At 38.4% G+C, this 14887-nt stretch carries 13 protein-coding genes; all 13 read right to left on the reverse strand.

What is annotated here, in order from left to right; translation table 11 throughout:
* Positions 1-121: 121 nt before the first annotated feature.
* The 13 genes from ftsX to HMPREF2728_RS07340 all read right to left on the reverse strand — a co-directional run bounded on the left by ftsX (position 122) and on the right by HMPREF2728_RS07340 (position 14877).
* Complete coding sequence (ftsX, locus tag HMPREF2728_RS07280) at positions 122-1048, reverse strand: permease-like cell division protein FtsX (RefSeq protein ID WP_070459836.1); 927 nt, start codon at positions 1046-1048, stop codon at positions 122-124.
* Positions 1041-1733: a cell division ATP-binding protein FtsE gene (gene ftsE, locus HMPREF2728_RS07285; RefSeq protein WP_049508675.1), complete on the reverse strand. Its 693-nt coding sequence runs from the start codon at positions 1731-1733 to the stop codon at positions 1041-1043. Before ftsE ends, ftsX begins: the two co-directional genes overlap by 8 nt.
* Positions 1734-1748: 15 nt before the next feature.
* Positions 1749-2844, reverse strand: a protein-coding gene (gene prfB / locus HMPREF2728_RS07290) for a peptide chain release factor 2 (protein ID WP_148130293.1) whose coding sequence is annotated in 2 segments (ribosomal slippage) — positions 1749-2771 and positions 2773-2844 — 1095 coding nt in all. Because the reading frame shifts where the segments join, the coding sequence is not laid out codon by codon here.
* Between the two features lie 296 nt (positions 2845-3140).
* On the reverse strand, positions 3141-5651 hold the full coding sequence (locus HMPREF2728_RS07295) for an MBL fold metallo-hydrolase (protein ID WP_075227648.1): 2511 nt from the start codon (positions 5649-5651) through the stop codon (positions 3141-3143).
* Between the two features lie 79 nt (positions 5652-5730).
* Positions 5731-6441, reverse strand: coding sequence for a LicD family protein (locus HMPREF2728_RS07300; RefSeq protein ID WP_075227501.1), 711 nt, complete (start codon positions 6439-6441; stop codon positions 5731-5733).
* A gap of 3 nt (positions 6442-6444) precedes the next feature.
* On the reverse strand, positions 6445-8592 hold the full coding sequence (locus HMPREF2728_RS07305) for a LicD family protein (protein ID WP_075227502.1): 2148 nt from the start codon (positions 8590-8592) through the stop codon (positions 6445-6447).
* An 8-nt stretch (positions 8593-8600) separates the two neighbouring features.
* Positions 8601-9566, reverse strand: a complete 966-nt coding sequence (locus HMPREF2728_RS07310; protein WP_075227503.1) for a glycosyltransferase family 2 protein — start codon at positions 9564-9566, stop codon at positions 8601-8603.
* A complete protein-coding gene (locus HMPREF2728_RS07315) occupies positions 9550-10395 on the reverse strand; it encodes a LicD family protein (RefSeq protein WP_075227504.1) in 846 nt (281 codons plus the stop codon). Before HMPREF2728_RS07315 ends, HMPREF2728_RS07310 begins: the two co-directional genes overlap by 17 nt.
* A 140-nt stretch (positions 10396-10535) precedes the next feature.
* Positions 10536-11855 carry an LCP family protein gene (locus HMPREF2728_RS07320; RefSeq protein ID WP_075227505.1) on the reverse strand — a complete coding sequence of 440 codons (1320 nt, stop codon included), beginning with the start codon at positions 11853-11855 and terminating at the stop codon, positions 10536-10538.
* Entirely contained in the window at positions 11852-12700 is an 849-nt protein-coding gene (pheA, locus tag HMPREF2728_RS07325; RefSeq protein WP_075227506.1) for a prephenate dehydratase, read from the reverse strand. Before pheA ends, HMPREF2728_RS07320 begins: the two co-directional genes overlap by 4 nt.
* The gene (locus HMPREF2728_RS07330) at positions 12697-13173 is read right to left on the reverse strand and encodes a shikimate kinase (protein WP_075227507.1); all 477 of its coding nucleotides are present in this window, start codon (positions 13171-13173) and stop codon (positions 12697-12699) included. Before HMPREF2728_RS07330 ends, pheA begins: the two co-directional genes overlap by 4 nt.
* A complete protein-coding gene (gene aroA / locus HMPREF2728_RS07335; RefSeq protein WP_075227508.1) occupies positions 13166-14449 on the reverse strand; it encodes a 3-phosphoshikimate 1-carboxyvinyltransferase in 1284 nt (427 codons plus the stop codon). Before aroA ends, HMPREF2728_RS07330 begins: the two co-directional genes overlap by 8 nt.
* Positions 14450-14538: 89 nt before the next feature.
* Positions 14539-14877 (reverse strand): YlbF/YmcA family competence regulator, encoded by a 339-nt coding sequence (locus HMPREF2728_RS07340; RefSeq protein WP_075227509.1) that lies wholly within the window; start codon positions 14875-14877, stop codon positions 14539-14541.
* Between the last annotated feature and the right edge of the window lie 10 nt (positions 14878-14887).

Here is a 14887-nt window from a genome sequence, read left to right on the forward strand (position 1 = left end):
ACGTGGTTTGAAGAGATTTTTGAAGAGTATGATTTATAAGTTCAACATAAAAAGTAGGACCATCAGACTCGGTCAAGCCTGATGGTATCCTACTTTTATAGATTTTAGTAAACTATCTTACTTAGATTTTCAAGAATCGACGCATTGAGATTCCTGAACCAAGTGAACCGATACAGATTCCGATGACAAACAAGAGACCGATCATCAATGGAATAAAAGCATCTGGGGTAATCAGAGATAGATTTTGTCCAACCAAAGATGGGTTAACTGATTGGTAGACTCGGTTATAGATAAAGTAAACCATGATTGATGGAATAGTTGCTCCTAATAGCCCAATGAAGGCTCCTTCTAGCAAGAATGGACCACGAATGTAGCTATTTTTGGCACCAACCAAACGCATGATTTGAATTTCACGACTACGTGAAATGATAGTGATACGAATGGTATTTGAAATCAAGAAGACTGCGATGAAAATCAAGAGTCCTGCAATGACCAATCCCCAAACACGGATGAAGGAAGCCAACTTGAAGAGACGCTCCGTATTGGCACCACCGTCTTGAACCTCAGAAACTCCTTCGATTTTCTTAGCTTCTTCAGCGACTGGTTTCACATCACTTGGTGAATTGGTATCGACAATGTAGGCATCATGAAGTGGATTGGCATCTCCTTCAAAAACCTTCCACTCGTCACCCATGGTTTCAGTCAACTTTTGGTACTGCTCTTCTTTACTTGAGAAGGTTACATTTTTAACGGCTGGCATAGCCTTGAGGGCATCATAAACCTTGTGGTAGTCATTGTTAGTGACTGTCTGGCCTTCTTTTACGATGGTTTCACTATTGTCTTCAACGTCTTTACGGACATAAACCATGACACGTACGTTGTTTTCGATATCCGTTGCCAATTTTGCAGTATTAAAGATAACTGAGGCAAAAATAGCAACCAAGGTCAAGGTAATCATTACTGAACTGACAGCAGCAATGGTCATCCACCCATTACGCTTTAAACTCTTTAAAGCTTCGAATAGGTGGCGGAAAAATCTACTAATCATCGTATCCGTACTCTCCTTTCGCTTCGTCACGAACCACACGACCATTCTCGATGGCAATGACACGGTGGCGCAAGGTATTTACGATTTGGCTGTTGTGGGTCGCCATCAAAACAGTTGTCCCTTGAAGATTGATGCGCTCCAAAAGGTTCATGATTTCCCATGAATTATCTGGGTCCAAGTTACCTGTTGGTTCATCCGCAATCAAAACTTTAGGATTGTTTACGATAGCGCGAGCAATGGCGATACGTTGTTGCTCACCACCTGATAATTCATTGGGGAATGAACGAACCTTGTGTTTTAAACCAACAAGATCCAAAACTTCCATAACACGTTTTTTGATATTACGACGGCTTTCACCGACAACCTCCATTGCGTAAGCAATGTTCTCATAAACGGTTTTCTTTGGCAAAAGTTTGTAATCCTGAAAGACAACTCCAACATTACGACGAAGGAGCGGAATATCTTTCTTTTTAATCTTCACGAGGTTAAAACCTGCAACCTGCAAACTTCCTTTTTCAACTTTAACCTCACGATACAAGGCACGGATAAAGGTTGACTTACCTGCACCTGAAGGACCTACGATATAGGCAAACTCTCCTGGTTCAATATTTACAGAGACGCCACGTAGGGCTGTTGTCCCGTTGTCATACTTTTTGACAACATCTCTCATTTCAATGATCGACATGTGACTTCCTTTCTTTTAACTAATACGCCATTTTAGATAGGCATCGATGAAACCATCTAAGTCTCCATCCATGACCTTATCTACCTGCGCAACTTCAAAACTGGTACGGTGATCCTTCACCATGGTATAAGGGGTAAATACATAGGAACGAATTTGGCTTCCCCATGTGATTTCTTTCTTATCCCCCTTAAGGGCATCTACCTCCGCAGCTTTCTTTTCCTGCTCCATCTGATAGAGTTTTGCCTGAAGCATCTTCATCGCACGGTCACGGTTTCCATACTGAGTACGGTCAACAGTCGATGCAACAACAATTCCTGTTGGAATGTGGGTCAAGCGGACACCTGTTGAAACCTTGTTGACGTTTTGTCCACCTGCTCCACCCGAGCGGAAAGTATCCATCTTGATATCATCTTCTCGGATGTCAACTTCAATAGTATCATCCAACTCTGGCATAACCTCTACAGAAGTAAACGAGGTGTGACGACGCTTAGCTGAGTCAAATGGTGAGATACGTACCAAACGGTGAACTCCCATTTCTGACTTGAGAAGTCCATAAGCATTTGGCCCTTCAAAAGACAAGGTCACCGACTTAATTCCTGCTTCATCACCAGCTTGATAGTCCAAGACTTCAACCTTAAAGCCTTTAGCGTTACCATAACGAGTGTACATACGAAGGAGCATATCGCCCCAGTCTTGGGCTTCTGTTCCACCAGATCCTGGGTGAATCTCTAAAATAGCATTATTATGATCATAAGGCTCTGATAAGAGCAAGGTCATCTCGTAGCTAGTCATCATCTGATCTAGCTCAGCTAGCTTCTCCACCAACTCATCCTTAACAGACTCATCCTCTGCTAAAAAGTCTAGTAAGATTGCAACCTCATCCTGCAACTCTTCCATGGTATGGAAGGTATTGTAGGTATTTTTTAGTTCGTTTAATTCTTGCGACGTTTTTTGGGCCGCAATATTATCGTTCCAAAAATCAGGTTCTGTCATTTTGTTTTCCAAAATGGCAATTTCTTCTTCTAACCCTTCGAGGTCAAAGAGACCCCCTAAAAGAAGCTAATTTTTCACGATTGGCGTCAATTTTTTGACGAATTTCTGAAATGTCCATATATACTCCTTTTTTGTATCGTTTTATTATACCATAATTTTTCTTATTTATCTAATCGGTGTTTTTTAAAATTTCTTATCAAAATATTTCGATTTGAAGACTAAGAGAATGTTTTCAACAATTTAGGGGGTAAAGAATCAAAAAACATCCCAAAGCTGATCAATATTCTCATTCTAAAAACATTGATCGATTCTTTGAGATGTATATAAATACTATTTCATGAGAAAGCTAGGTAGTTACTGAAATACTAGCACATAGGGAACTTTCTCAAAGACTTAGTATGAGGTAGAAAGCACTTATTCTTTATCTGCCTTCAAAGTCGAAGTTTCTTGGGCATCTGCTGATTTTTCTTCCTTATCTACCGGCTTATCAGAATCCTTCTTAGGATCTTCTTGATCTCCCTGAACTTCTTCCTCTTTTACAGGATTTAAGCTCCAAATACCATCTTGATTGACCTTGTAGCCATCAGGTGTTGTTCCATTTCTTAGAAGTGAACCATCTGCTTGGAAATAGTACCAGTTGTCATTCAACTGTTTCCAACCAGTCTCCATTGCGCCGCTAGTATTGAGATAATAACGAGAGCCATCAATCTCTTGAAGACCTGTTGCCATGACTCCGTCCTCAGTTTGGAGATAGTACCAGATCCCCTTATCTTTGAACCAACCTGTCTTCATAGCTCCACTGCTTGTGAAGTAATAATAATGATTATCAAACCATTTCCAACCGGTTTTCATGGCTCCACTTGCATTGAGATAATAGCGAGTACCTTCAATTTCTTGAAGGCCAGTTTGCATGATACCTTCTTTATCTAGATAATACCAAAGATCGTTTTCTTTGAGCCATCCTGTCTTCATTGCTCCACTGCTTGTGAAGTAGCTATAATGATTATCAAGCCATTTCCAGCCGGTCTGCATAGCTCCACTTGCATTGAGATAATAGCGAGCACCTTCAATTTCTTGTAGGCCAGTTTGCATGATACCTTCTTTATCTAGATAGTACCAAAGACCCTTATCTTTGAGCCAACCTGTCTTCATTGCTCCACTACTTGTGAAGTAGCTATAATGATTGTCAAACCATTTCCAGCCAGTTTGCATAGCCCCACTTGCATTGAGATAATAGCGAGTACCTTCAATCTCTTGGAGCCCAGTTAGCATGACACCTTCTTTATCAAAGTAATACCAAGTATCTTTATCCTTGATCCAGCCTGTTTTCATCGCTCCAGAACTTGCAAAATAGTTCCAATGCCCTTCAATCAAGGCCCAACCTGTTTGCATAACTCCCTTATTATCAAAGTAGTAGGTTACTCCATTGATTTCTTTTTTACCAACTATTTGTTTTCCTTCTTCATCAAAGTAGTACCAGTTTGATTCAATCTTTTTCCAACCAGAGCCTGTCTCATCTGACTGTAATGCCCCACTACTTGCAAAGAACATTTTCTTACCATTAAAGACTTGTGAGCCAGTAAGCATTTTACCATCTTTATCAAAGAGGTACTTCTGCCCACCGATTTCAGCTAGTTCATTATAAAGTCTTGCACCTGTAGAGCTAATATAGTACCATGAACCATCTTGCTTGAACCAGCCCTCATACTGCATCTTACCATTACTATTAAGATAATACCAGTTGCCTTCCAGTTTTTCTCTACTATCATTTAAATGAATCCATTTGCTTGCCTGCATTTGACCTTTTCCATTAAAGAAATAATAGATATTATCTATCTTTCTCCATCCAATGGCCATTTCATTATCTGATAGACGATATTTCCAGTAACCATCTTCTTGATACCATTCTTCAGATACTGTAGGAATATCTGGGAAAGAATCAGAAACATTTGTAAAACCAGAATCAGCAATATTAAATACCGTCGCATCCTTAGTTAGACTAGAAGCATGAACAACCTGAATATTCTTCTTTTTTAGATAATCTCTTGTTGAAGCCAGATTTGCGTCATAAGAAGACGTATGGACAACCATACTAGGTGAAAGAGAATCTAAAAAAGGAATTGTATTTGAAATTTGAGCATCATAATGATGATTCCATTTCATCATGTCTACTTTGCCAATTTCTGGGCCTAATCTATCCTCAGCACCTTCAGCATTATCTAAGTCGCCACCAAGATAAATTTTTTTCCCTGCAACTGTTACAACTGCAACCAAGGAATTCGAATTATCATCATAGACTCTTTTCAATTTGCCATCCGGACCATACTCATTCTTATAATTATAGAGTTGGATATCCATATCGCCCAATTTGAAACGACTATCTTCTTCCTTAATATCTTGAACAATTGTTACTCCTTTTTCACGAGCAACATTGAGTGCATTATCATAATTAAAAAGGTTATCCCACAGACGCCATTTACTGGTAATTCTCTCATCAGTATATTTTTTTAAATAAAGTTTTCCGACTGGATAACGTTTTAGAATCTCATCTGCGCCACCGATATGATCACTATGGACGTGGGTTCCTAAGATAAAATCAAATTTTTGAATACCTAGTCGATTTAAATGGCGAAATAATCTATCTTCCAAAACAAGCTCATTTTGCCTTGTAATACCAACTCGGCTTGGATAACGCGGATCCGTTCCATCTGGAAAATCATAATCTTCCCCCATGTCAATTAGGGCATAATGTCCATTACTCTCCAATAGAATGGCATCACTTCCTGAAGCTCCCTTGGTATTGATAAAGTGAATACGATTCCCAGAACCTGCTGAGATAGTGTCTGCCTTTACTGCTTGCAAGTGACTGGCAGTAACTGACAAAAGTATAATACTAAATAAGATTGTCTTCTTTAAATTTTTCAAATCTATCACTTCTTTCCTTAAAACTTATCTGGTGTCATTCACAAATAGACTTTGTAATTCATTTGTAAGTGTACTTAGCTTATTTCTTTAAAACAACTCGAGCAAAGTTGGCATCACCTTGTTTATAGATTGGATTTTCTTTCCAATTATAATTGGTATTTGGAGTTTCAAAATCAGCTCCATACAAGTGACTGATATAGTCTCTAGTATTCTCTGGAATTTTCACATCTACGCCCTTAAAGTTTGCGACTTGTAATTGACTGAATGGCAATTCGTAATGATAGACCTCATGACGAGTTGGTACTCCCAAAGCATTAATCATAAAGAAAATCGTATCGGAGGAGATTGTTTCCCCTTTTTTATCATAAACAATAAGATCTACATTCAAACCTTTAAAGCTGTATGATAGTTCTACCAATTGTTCATTGTAATAAAATTCTTTGGTTCTTGAAAAACCTCTTTCCAAGAGATATTGTTCATCCTCTACAAAGCGTTGATAATCTGGAATAATGATGCCAAAATCCATATCCAGGTCATGGCTAATAAAATCATTTTCTCTAAAAAAGCCTAATAGAGTCCCAAAATCCAACCAAATATCATAATCTTTTAAAGGAGAACTATAAATCGTTTGAAGAATCTCTTCAAAGTTGTCTTTTAACAACTCACTTCTTTTGGAGTCCAATTCAACGTTCGCTTTGTCATTGAGACTTTTAATGATTGGTAAGTTCTTGATGAGGTCTTTCTTGTCCCCTAAAAGACTTGCCAAACTTCTTTTTAACCATTGTAACACGTCTTACACCTCTTTTATATAAGCGACAAAATCATCATGTTTCACTCGTTTTTCAACTGGTGGAATTTCCATAAAATCATCACCGTAGATAGCTGATAAGATCTGGTGAGAAGCTGCTGGAATTTTATAAATTCTATCTTCGAATGGGCTGTCCATTACTTTATCAAGCAGCGTCTTCTCAAATTTTGTAGAAGTTCTCTTATTTTCCATCAAATAATCAATAGAATCATTATCATTAGCCTGCATTGAGAGAATGTTCATTTTTTTATTCCAAGTTTTAACTCTTGTTAAACGGAAAACAAGTACTAATAGATATCTGACAAGATTCTTAAATCCAGCATTTTTACTATGAATACCATAGAGAGTATAAACAGAAAGTCTACGATAGGTATCTAGTTTAACCATCTCTTTATTGACATCAGCATAATAATCAAATGGGAAAACATCCACGCAAATTCCTAAATCGATATCATTTTCAATATAGTTATTCTCATAAACGGTACGAGCATCATATACTCGATAAAATGGATAAGGATAGCGAGCATCATTTTCCCAAGATACTACTTTGTAGATAGGGTCATTGTCCCGTAGAACTGCTTGATATAACTTGTCATACTCATCACGTTTCAATGAGATATCAACATCATCATCCCAAGGGATGTAGCCCTTATGTCTAACGGATCCTAATAGAGTTCCATAAGCCAAAGAATAACTAATATTCTCTCTTTCACAGAGATTGTGGATATAATCCATTACCCCTAATTCTACTTCTTTAATCTCTTCTTCAGATAGTTTTCTGTATCCATCTCTCTTTTTAGAAATAACAGAGAAATAATAGCCTGAGATTATAAACAGAATACAACCTAATAATGAGATACCATAGAAGGTTGAACTCAAGAATAAGTTAGAAATCAAGATAACGACGGTCATCAGTAATCCTGAAACAAGCTCATGATCAATTCTATCTTCCTCTTTGTCTTTTTTGAATTTTCTAAGACTTGCAAAGATAAATGAGAGCATGAAAATAGCGATCGGCACGATACCAAAGATTCCGTTATAGAATAATAACTCTAGGTATCCATTGTGAGTTAAGTAATGTTGTTTAATGATATATGCACTTGCATCATAAGTTTTCCCTAATTCATACCAGTTTCCTGCTGAGTAACCAAATAGAGGTCTCTTTGGAATGAACGAGGCTGTCGATTGCCAAATAGCAAAGCGGTTATTGGAAATATTTTCTTCGCTGGTATCAGTTCGCTCCAAAGTCAAATTATTGTTTTCACCTTTTTCCTTATTTCGTTGAATTTCAGCTGAGTGAGCTTTCAAATACAGATCACTACTGTACTTGACACCATTATAAGATAAAAATACTAGTCCAACTGTTAACAATACAGCGACAAAAGATTTTAGCTTGTTACGGAAGTCAAATTTCACCAAAGAATATAGAAAAGCGGCCACAACCAAACAGATGTAGGTCGTTCTTGAACCAGATAAAACGATATAAGCGAAATTAAGAAGAATGGATGAAATAGCTAAGGTTTTAACAAATTTACTGAAGAAAGTTAGCCTCATCCCTAAGTAAATAATAATAATTAAGGAGATAATCGATAAATAATTAGGACTTGCTAAAATACCAAATAAACGGGATTCAACAAATCCTTGACGAATTAACAAGCCTTTATAGTCGAAAACTCTGTAACCAATCAACATAAAGAATTGAACAAGAGAAATGAAAACTCCCACAGTATTAGCTACAGTAATCACTGAGAAGAATAAGTTAAACAAAAGTCGAGACTTTTCTTTGGTAAAGGTCTGAAAAATTGGATAAATAGCAAAGAAATAGATAAAGAATACTACTAAGTTCTTGATATTCGTTGAAAAGCCATACTTAATCACCAGTAAACTTGTGATAATATTCATGGCAAAAAAGAGAATTAGATACTCAATTTTTCTCACAAATAAATAAGCTTTTTTTACAAAGAAATTATATAAACCCAGTAAAACTCCCATCAGAGTCATGCCTAGGGTAACAAATTTATTAGCAGAAATGAATTGAAGTGGAACAATTAGTCCTGCCATACAATAAAAAGATATGACTGATAAAAATACCAGATTAATTTTAAAATAGTTTTTCTCAATAATAGAAATCATTTTCTCTCCTAACGGTTATGTTGACCAAGTAAGATCTTAGTGTAGAGCTTTCTGTTGAATAGTAGAGCTAGAAAACTTATTTTTCTAGCATTGGTAAATCTAGCATCTCTTAAAATATTCACTCTATTCTGTTTTAGATAATGTATCAATTTATCTTCTAGTAATTTATCTTTAAAATCGGAATCAATCAACAATCTATCCAAAACATAGAAATAGGCCCAATTTAAACGCATCGTTGCAACATCAGCAATTGTGGGATAGTGCTCCCTTATTATATTCGCATTTTGCTCATAAGCCTCAATCACATTTAAAAATTTTAATGAGAATTTTTGTGTAGTAATACTGTTTTCACGATGTACATAATAATACTTTTTCTCATTGGTCGCAACAACCTTCTGACACTGATCCAATAAACGAATCATAATAAAGGCATCTTCAGCAATTTTTCCAACTTCAAATCTTAGATGATTAAAGAGTTCTTTTTTATATAATTTATTAACAGCAGTCACAGACAAAATCTTTGCTTCCATGACCATTTTGATAGCTTCTTCTGAAGATAATTGCCAAGTTTTAATCTCTGAAACTTGTTTTTCAGGAATCTGATGAAAGACATCGTAGTGACCACACATTGATAAATCTGCATTGGCCTCTCTTAAATGACGGTAGAGAGTCTCGTACATATCTTCGTCAATATAATCATCGCTATCAATAAAGCCAATCAAATCTGAACTTGCTTCATCAATTCCTCTATTTCGAGCATCAGACAAACCACCATTTTCCTTATGAATAACCCGAATTCGTTTATCTCTCAAGGCCAGCCGATCACACAAGTCCCCACTCTCATCAGTCGAACCATCATTTATAAGGAGCAATTCAAAATTGGTATAAGTCTGCTTTAAAATCGACTCTACGCAGCGTTCCAAATAAGCTTCTACATTATAGACAGGAACAATGATACTAATTTTTTCTTGCATTGTATTCTCCCATATATTCTCTATAACTCTTATCCATATCTGCTATAAGGGCATCGTGGTGAGGCACTTGCTTGTCAGCTGGTGGTGGTGTCATGTAGTCACCAAAAGCTGTACTGAGATAGGCATCATAACCAACTGGAATAGGTATTTCTGTTCCTTCAAAAGGTAAGAAAATGTTGTCTTCAAAGGCTTGAATTGGGTATTTCTTCTTCATGTAACCTGGACCTGAGCATAACTCTGTGATGCCATCACTTTCAGCTGGTCCATACTTGGTCATTTCTTTCTCAGCCTTTTTCCAGATACGATAGCGAAGGGCTTTAGGAGTTAATCCTAATAAAATCGTGCTGCCCCACTTCATGAGAGCTCCGTGCTTTTCTGGAATGGTTTGTGCACAAAATAGAGAATAAATCAAAGCCCAGCGGACCTGTTTCTTGCGCTCTGCTGGATTTTTAGGGTAGTAGTCCAAGGGAAGAACATCCAAAGCCAAGCCGTGGGGAAGATCCAAATCTTGTTGATAAGGCTTGATACAAGTCGTCTCCTTGTCTCGAATAGTGATAAAGAGATTGCGGTCAACAAAGTCTCTATCACTCTTTGATAGGAAGTAACGCTCATCCGCATATTGAGGCCATAACTCTGCTAGTTTTTCATAGTCCTTTCGTGGCATAAAGAAGTCCAAATCATCATCCCAAGGAATAAAACCTTTATTTCGTAGAGCTCCAATAGCTCCTCCACCACACAAATAACAGAGTAAATCGTGTTCTTTACAAAAGGCGACAAAATATTCAGCCATCTCTAGGCTACGAGCTTGAATTGCCTTTAAATCATTCATCTCATTCTCTTCCTCTTCTATAGAATACATCATTCTATTATACCATAAAAATAGTTTATAAATCCATCTGACCATGTGAAAAATCAAAGCCCAAGATAACCATTTTCATAGGTACCTCAAGCTCTGATTCATTTTACATGTTATCTAAATCCCATTTGGGCCAATTTATTTTGGTAAGCTTTTTGGTCCACTCGAAGGGATTGACCGCCGTATACATCAAAGTCATCTACCCAGTCTCCAAGTTCTGGGACTGTCAATCTTTCAATACCATTCTGCGCTCCTTCAAGGACTGATAAACCGTTGGTCAATAAGAAGGTATATGGAAGGTTTGTAGAGGTCATGGCGAAAACTTTCCCGAGTGCTTCTGAGCCGGTGAAAAGTTTTGTAGGATCCTTAATCTGCTGCAAGACAGCTGTCATGACCTGCTGTTGTCTACGAGTACGGCCATAATCCCCTTCATCATCATCACGGAAACGTGCATAGTTCAGAAGAGTCGAACCATTCATCTGTTGTTTTCCAACTCGAATGGTTTGAGTCGGTGACTCAGTTTCCGTTGCATGCAAGTCATCGCCTACAGTCGCTTCTGTAACTGGAACCCCATTTAGAGTTGAAAACTGGGCATCAATAGTCACCCCGTCAGGGAAAAGCGTATCAATGGCTGTCGCAAAGGCTTGGAAATCGACAAGTGCATAATATTTGATGTCTAGATCAAAATTATCCTTGAGCACCTTGCGGACCATTTCAGCTCCTTGTTTACCTTCTTGTTCCCCTAATTCATAGGCCAAGTTTAATTTATGGTCGGTCTGTTTTTGACCATTGATGACTTGGCTATACCCATCAATATAGACCAAATTATCACGCATAAAGCTAACGAGCTTCAATTTTTTATCTTTGCCACTTACATTCAAAACCATAATGGAATCTGTCCGTGTTTCTGCACTATTCTGTCCAATACGGCCATCCGTACCCAAAATCAGAATATTAACCCCATCACGCGTATCTTGTCCATTGAAGACTTCAACCTGAGCAGCTTTGGCATCTTTGGGCCCATTTGAACTATTAGGGTTCGCCGATTGGAAGCCTTTTAAGAACATGACGATCATTCCTACTGCTACACAAAGCAATATCATCCCTAACCAAGCAAATAAGCGTTTAAAACGAAAACCCCTTTTTTTCTTTTGCTTCTTAGCTTTTGGAATCTTCGTTTCCAGTTGATCTCCACTACTACGGCGACTAGAACGACTACGATTAGCATAGGTTGGCAGGTCGATACCAGAGTCTGAAAGAAGTTGTTCTTTGGCTTCTGGATTGAAAACTTCTGCTGAATCTTTTTGACCTTCTAACTTGGCTTGTAAAAAGGCAAATTCTCTCTTTTCTTTCTCATTCAAATAATGAATGTTTTTCAAAAGATAGTCATATCTCAGTTTTTCATGATGTGTCAAAGGATTCTCTCTAGTCATTCCTTCTCCTTCCCTTTATCCTGAATGGTATAGATAGGGTAAGCTCCTAGTATTTTATACTGGATTCCAATCGTTTCTAGTTCTTTTTGAGCAAAATGGACCAGTTCTTTATCAGCATAGTCCACATCAATGATAAAAAAGTATTCGCCCAAGGCTGTTTTTAGGGGACGACTTTCTATCTTGGTTAAGTCAATCCCTCGCCAAGCAAAGGTCGAGAGTGCCTTGTAAAGTGCACCAGGTAAATTGTCTGGCAAGGTTACTGCTAGGCTCATTTTTTCAGTTGCATCTTGTAAAGGAATCTGTGGCAACTCTGCACCCAAAACCCAAAAGCGAGTGAAATTAGCTTCCATCTCTTGAATATCTTGAGCAATTAATTCCAAACCATATTCTCCAGCCGAACTTTTAGGGGCAATGGCCGCAAATGGTTGATCAGGATGCTCAGAAACATAGCGCGCAGCGTAGGCTGTACTGGCAGTGACCTCCAGTTGAGCGTCTGGATAATGCTCATCAATAAATTTCTTCCCCTGTGCCAAAGCTTGTGGGTGAGAAAAGATTTTCTCTATTTTAACTTGCCCTGGCACCGCCATCAACTGTTGATGAATTGGCTGTACAATCTCCGCCACAGCTTGAATTCGAGCCTGGTGGAAAAGATAGTCCAAGGTTTCATGAACACTACCTTCAATAGAATTTTCAACTGGCACTACTGAAAAATCTACTAAGCCCTGTTCGTAAGCCTTGATAACGTCCGTAATATTTGAAAAAGGCTCTAGTTCCTCATGAGGAAAAGCCGTTTGCACCACATGGTGCGAAAAAGATCCTTTAGGACCTAGATAGGCAATTTTCATGTCAATTCCTCTATAATCTCCTCTGGACTTAGCTTGGACACATCGATAACTTTACTAGCCACTTCCTCATACCAAGCCTGTCTTTCTTTAAAAATCGCAGCCAATTCTTCCTTACTATGCTTTAAAAATAGTGGGCGTTGATTGTCCTCATCGGCTGAAATTCGCTGGTACAGGGTCTCAAAATCTGCTTTTAGGTAGATATTATCTAGATTTTGCTTTAGCAAGGCACGATTACGCGGAGAAACGACTACTCCTCCCCCAGTTGACACGACTTGGTCTGTTTTTAATAAATCAGCTAAAATTTCTGATTCTACCTGACGGAAGGCTGCTTCTCCTTTTTCTTCAAAGAAAAGAGCAATCGGCATCCTCAGTCGGTCTTCCAACAAGGCATCCATGTCTACAAAGTCAGGATCTAATTCTCTAGCAATAGTAGATTTTCCTGCACCCATAAAACCTAGTAAAACCTTAGCCATGAATCAAAGTCTCCAAATCATCAAAGAAGCTTGGATAGCTAGTATTAATAGCTTCAGCACGATCTAATTCGACCTCTCCATCTGCCACTAAAAGAGCTGCAATGGCTGCCATCATGCCGATACGGTGGTCACCAAAGGTATTTACTCTGGCTCCGTGGAGAGCAGATTTCCCTTTGATAATCATGCCGTCTGCTGTAGGAGTAATAGCTGCCCCCATGCTATTTAAAGCATCTGCAACAACCTGAATACGATCCGTTTCTTTGACCTTAAGTTCTTCTGCATCTTTGATGACTGTTTGACCTTGAGCTTGGGTAGCAAGGAGGGCGATAATTGGCAATTCATCAATCAAACGTGGAATCAAGGCTCCGTCAATCTCAGTTCCTTTTAGGTCTGACGTCTCAACAGTCAAGGTTGCAGATTTGGCAATTGGATCAACATCAGTAAGTTCTAATTTCCCACCCATAGCACGGATAACATCAATAATCCCTGTACGAGTTTCATTAATACCAACATTCTTAAGTACCACACGAGAATTAGGAACAATCAAACCTGCCGCCAACCAAAAGGCTGCACTAGAAATATCTCCTGGTACAACAACTGTTTGTCCACTTAGTTTCTGTGGCCCCTGGACAGTGATTGTCTTACCATCGACACTCAAATCACCTCCGAATTGTTGGAGCATATCTTCTGTATGGTTACGAGTGCACTCCTTCTCAATGATGACAGATTGACCCTGAGCCTGCAAAGCCGCAAAAATTAAGGCTGACTTAACTTGTGCAGAGGCGATTGGCAATTCGTATTGAATAGGTCTTAAGTTTTTCGTTCCCTTTAAGTGTAACGGTGGCAAGTCTCGCTCTGTTTGACCTGAAATGCTAACTCCCATTTTTTTCAAGGGAAGAGTCACACGATCCATGGGGCGTTTAGAAAGACTATCATCTCCAAACATCTCTACTTCAAAGTCTGCACCAGCAAGGACACCTGAAATCAAACGAATAGAGGTGCCAGAATTGCCCATATCGAGAGCATTCTGAGGAGCTTTCAATCCATCCATCCCAACACCTTGTATGGTAACGACACCGTCTTTGTCCTCAATCTCTACGCCGAGGTCCCGAAATACTTGCATGGTTGATAGGACATCTTCACCACGCAAAATATCATAAACTTTAGTCTCACCTTCAGCCAAGCTTCCAAAAATAATAGAGCGATGACTGATGGATTTGTCACCTGGTACGCGAATGCTACCATTCAAATGGTTAACGTTAGTTTTTAACTTCATACTAGACCTCATACTGACAATACTTTTTCTTATTTTATCACAAAAAGTCAGAAATTTCTTAAAAATTCCTGACTTTATGAGGTAAATTCTTATTTTAAAAGTTCTGAAATTGGTTCAAATACGATTTTTTCAATATCAGATAGATAAATAGAAAGTTGTTGCTGTTTGGCAAAGAAAGCTGATAAAAGAGCGTTACCTTGAATCTGCTTACCAAAGCTTTCCATTTTTTCTTGGAAAGAAGCGTCGGGCATTTGACCAGTTTGTGCCATGACTTGGATTTCATGTTGAAAAGCAATATAATCTGCAAAGATTTTACTAGCTTCTTCATCGGCTTGGATAGCATCTCTAGCTTCCTTAACCGCCTTGTATTCAGGCAATTCGCGTAGTCCACGACTAAGTTCGTTTGCACTATCATAAATATTTGACATAATTGTCCTC

The sequence above is a fragment of the Streptococcus sp. HMSC061D10 genome (genome assembly GCF_001808865.1).
Taxonomy (GTDB): Bacteria; Bacillota; Bacilli; order Lactobacillales; family Streptococcaceae; genus Streptococcus.

Coding starts and splice junctions, on each gene's coding strand:
- ftsX (WP_070459836.1), bottom strand. CDS start 1,048: ATGATTAGTAGATTTTTCCGCCACCTATTCGAAGCTTTAAAGAGTTTA.
- ftsE (WP_049508675.1), bottom strand. CDS start 1,733: ATGTCGATCATTGAAATGAGAGATGTTGTCAAAAAGTATGACAACGGG.
- HMPREF2728_RS07305 (WP_075227502.1), bottom strand. CDS start 8,592: ATGATTTCTATTATTGAGAAAAACTATTTTAAAATTAATCTGGTATTT.
- HMPREF2728_RS07310 (WP_075227503.1), bottom strand. CDS start 9,566: ATGCAAGAAAAAATTAGTATCATTGTTCCTGTCTATAATGTAGAAGCT.
- HMPREF2728_RS07315 (WP_075227504.1), bottom strand. CDS start 10,395: ATGAATGATTTAAAGGCAATTCAAGCTCGTAGCCTAGAGATGGCTGAA.
- HMPREF2728_RS07320 (WP_075227505.1), bottom strand. CDS start 11,855: ATGACTAGAGAGAATCCTTTGACACATCATGAAAAACTGAGATATGAC.
- pheA (WP_075227506.1), bottom strand. CDS start 12,700: ATGAAAATTGCCTATCTAGGTCCTAAAGGATCTTTTTCGCACCATGTG.
- HMPREF2728_RS07330 (WP_075227507.1), bottom strand. CDS start 13,173: ATGGCTAAGGTTTTACTAGGTTTTATGGGTGCAGGAAAATCTACTATT.
- aroA (WP_075227508.1), bottom strand. CDS start 14,449: ATGAAGTTAAAAACTAACGTTAACCATTTGAATGGTAGCATTCGCGTA.
- HMPREF2728_RS07340 (WP_075227509.1), bottom strand. CDS start 14,877: ATGTCAAATATTTATGATAGTGCAAACGAACTTAGTCGTGGACTACGC.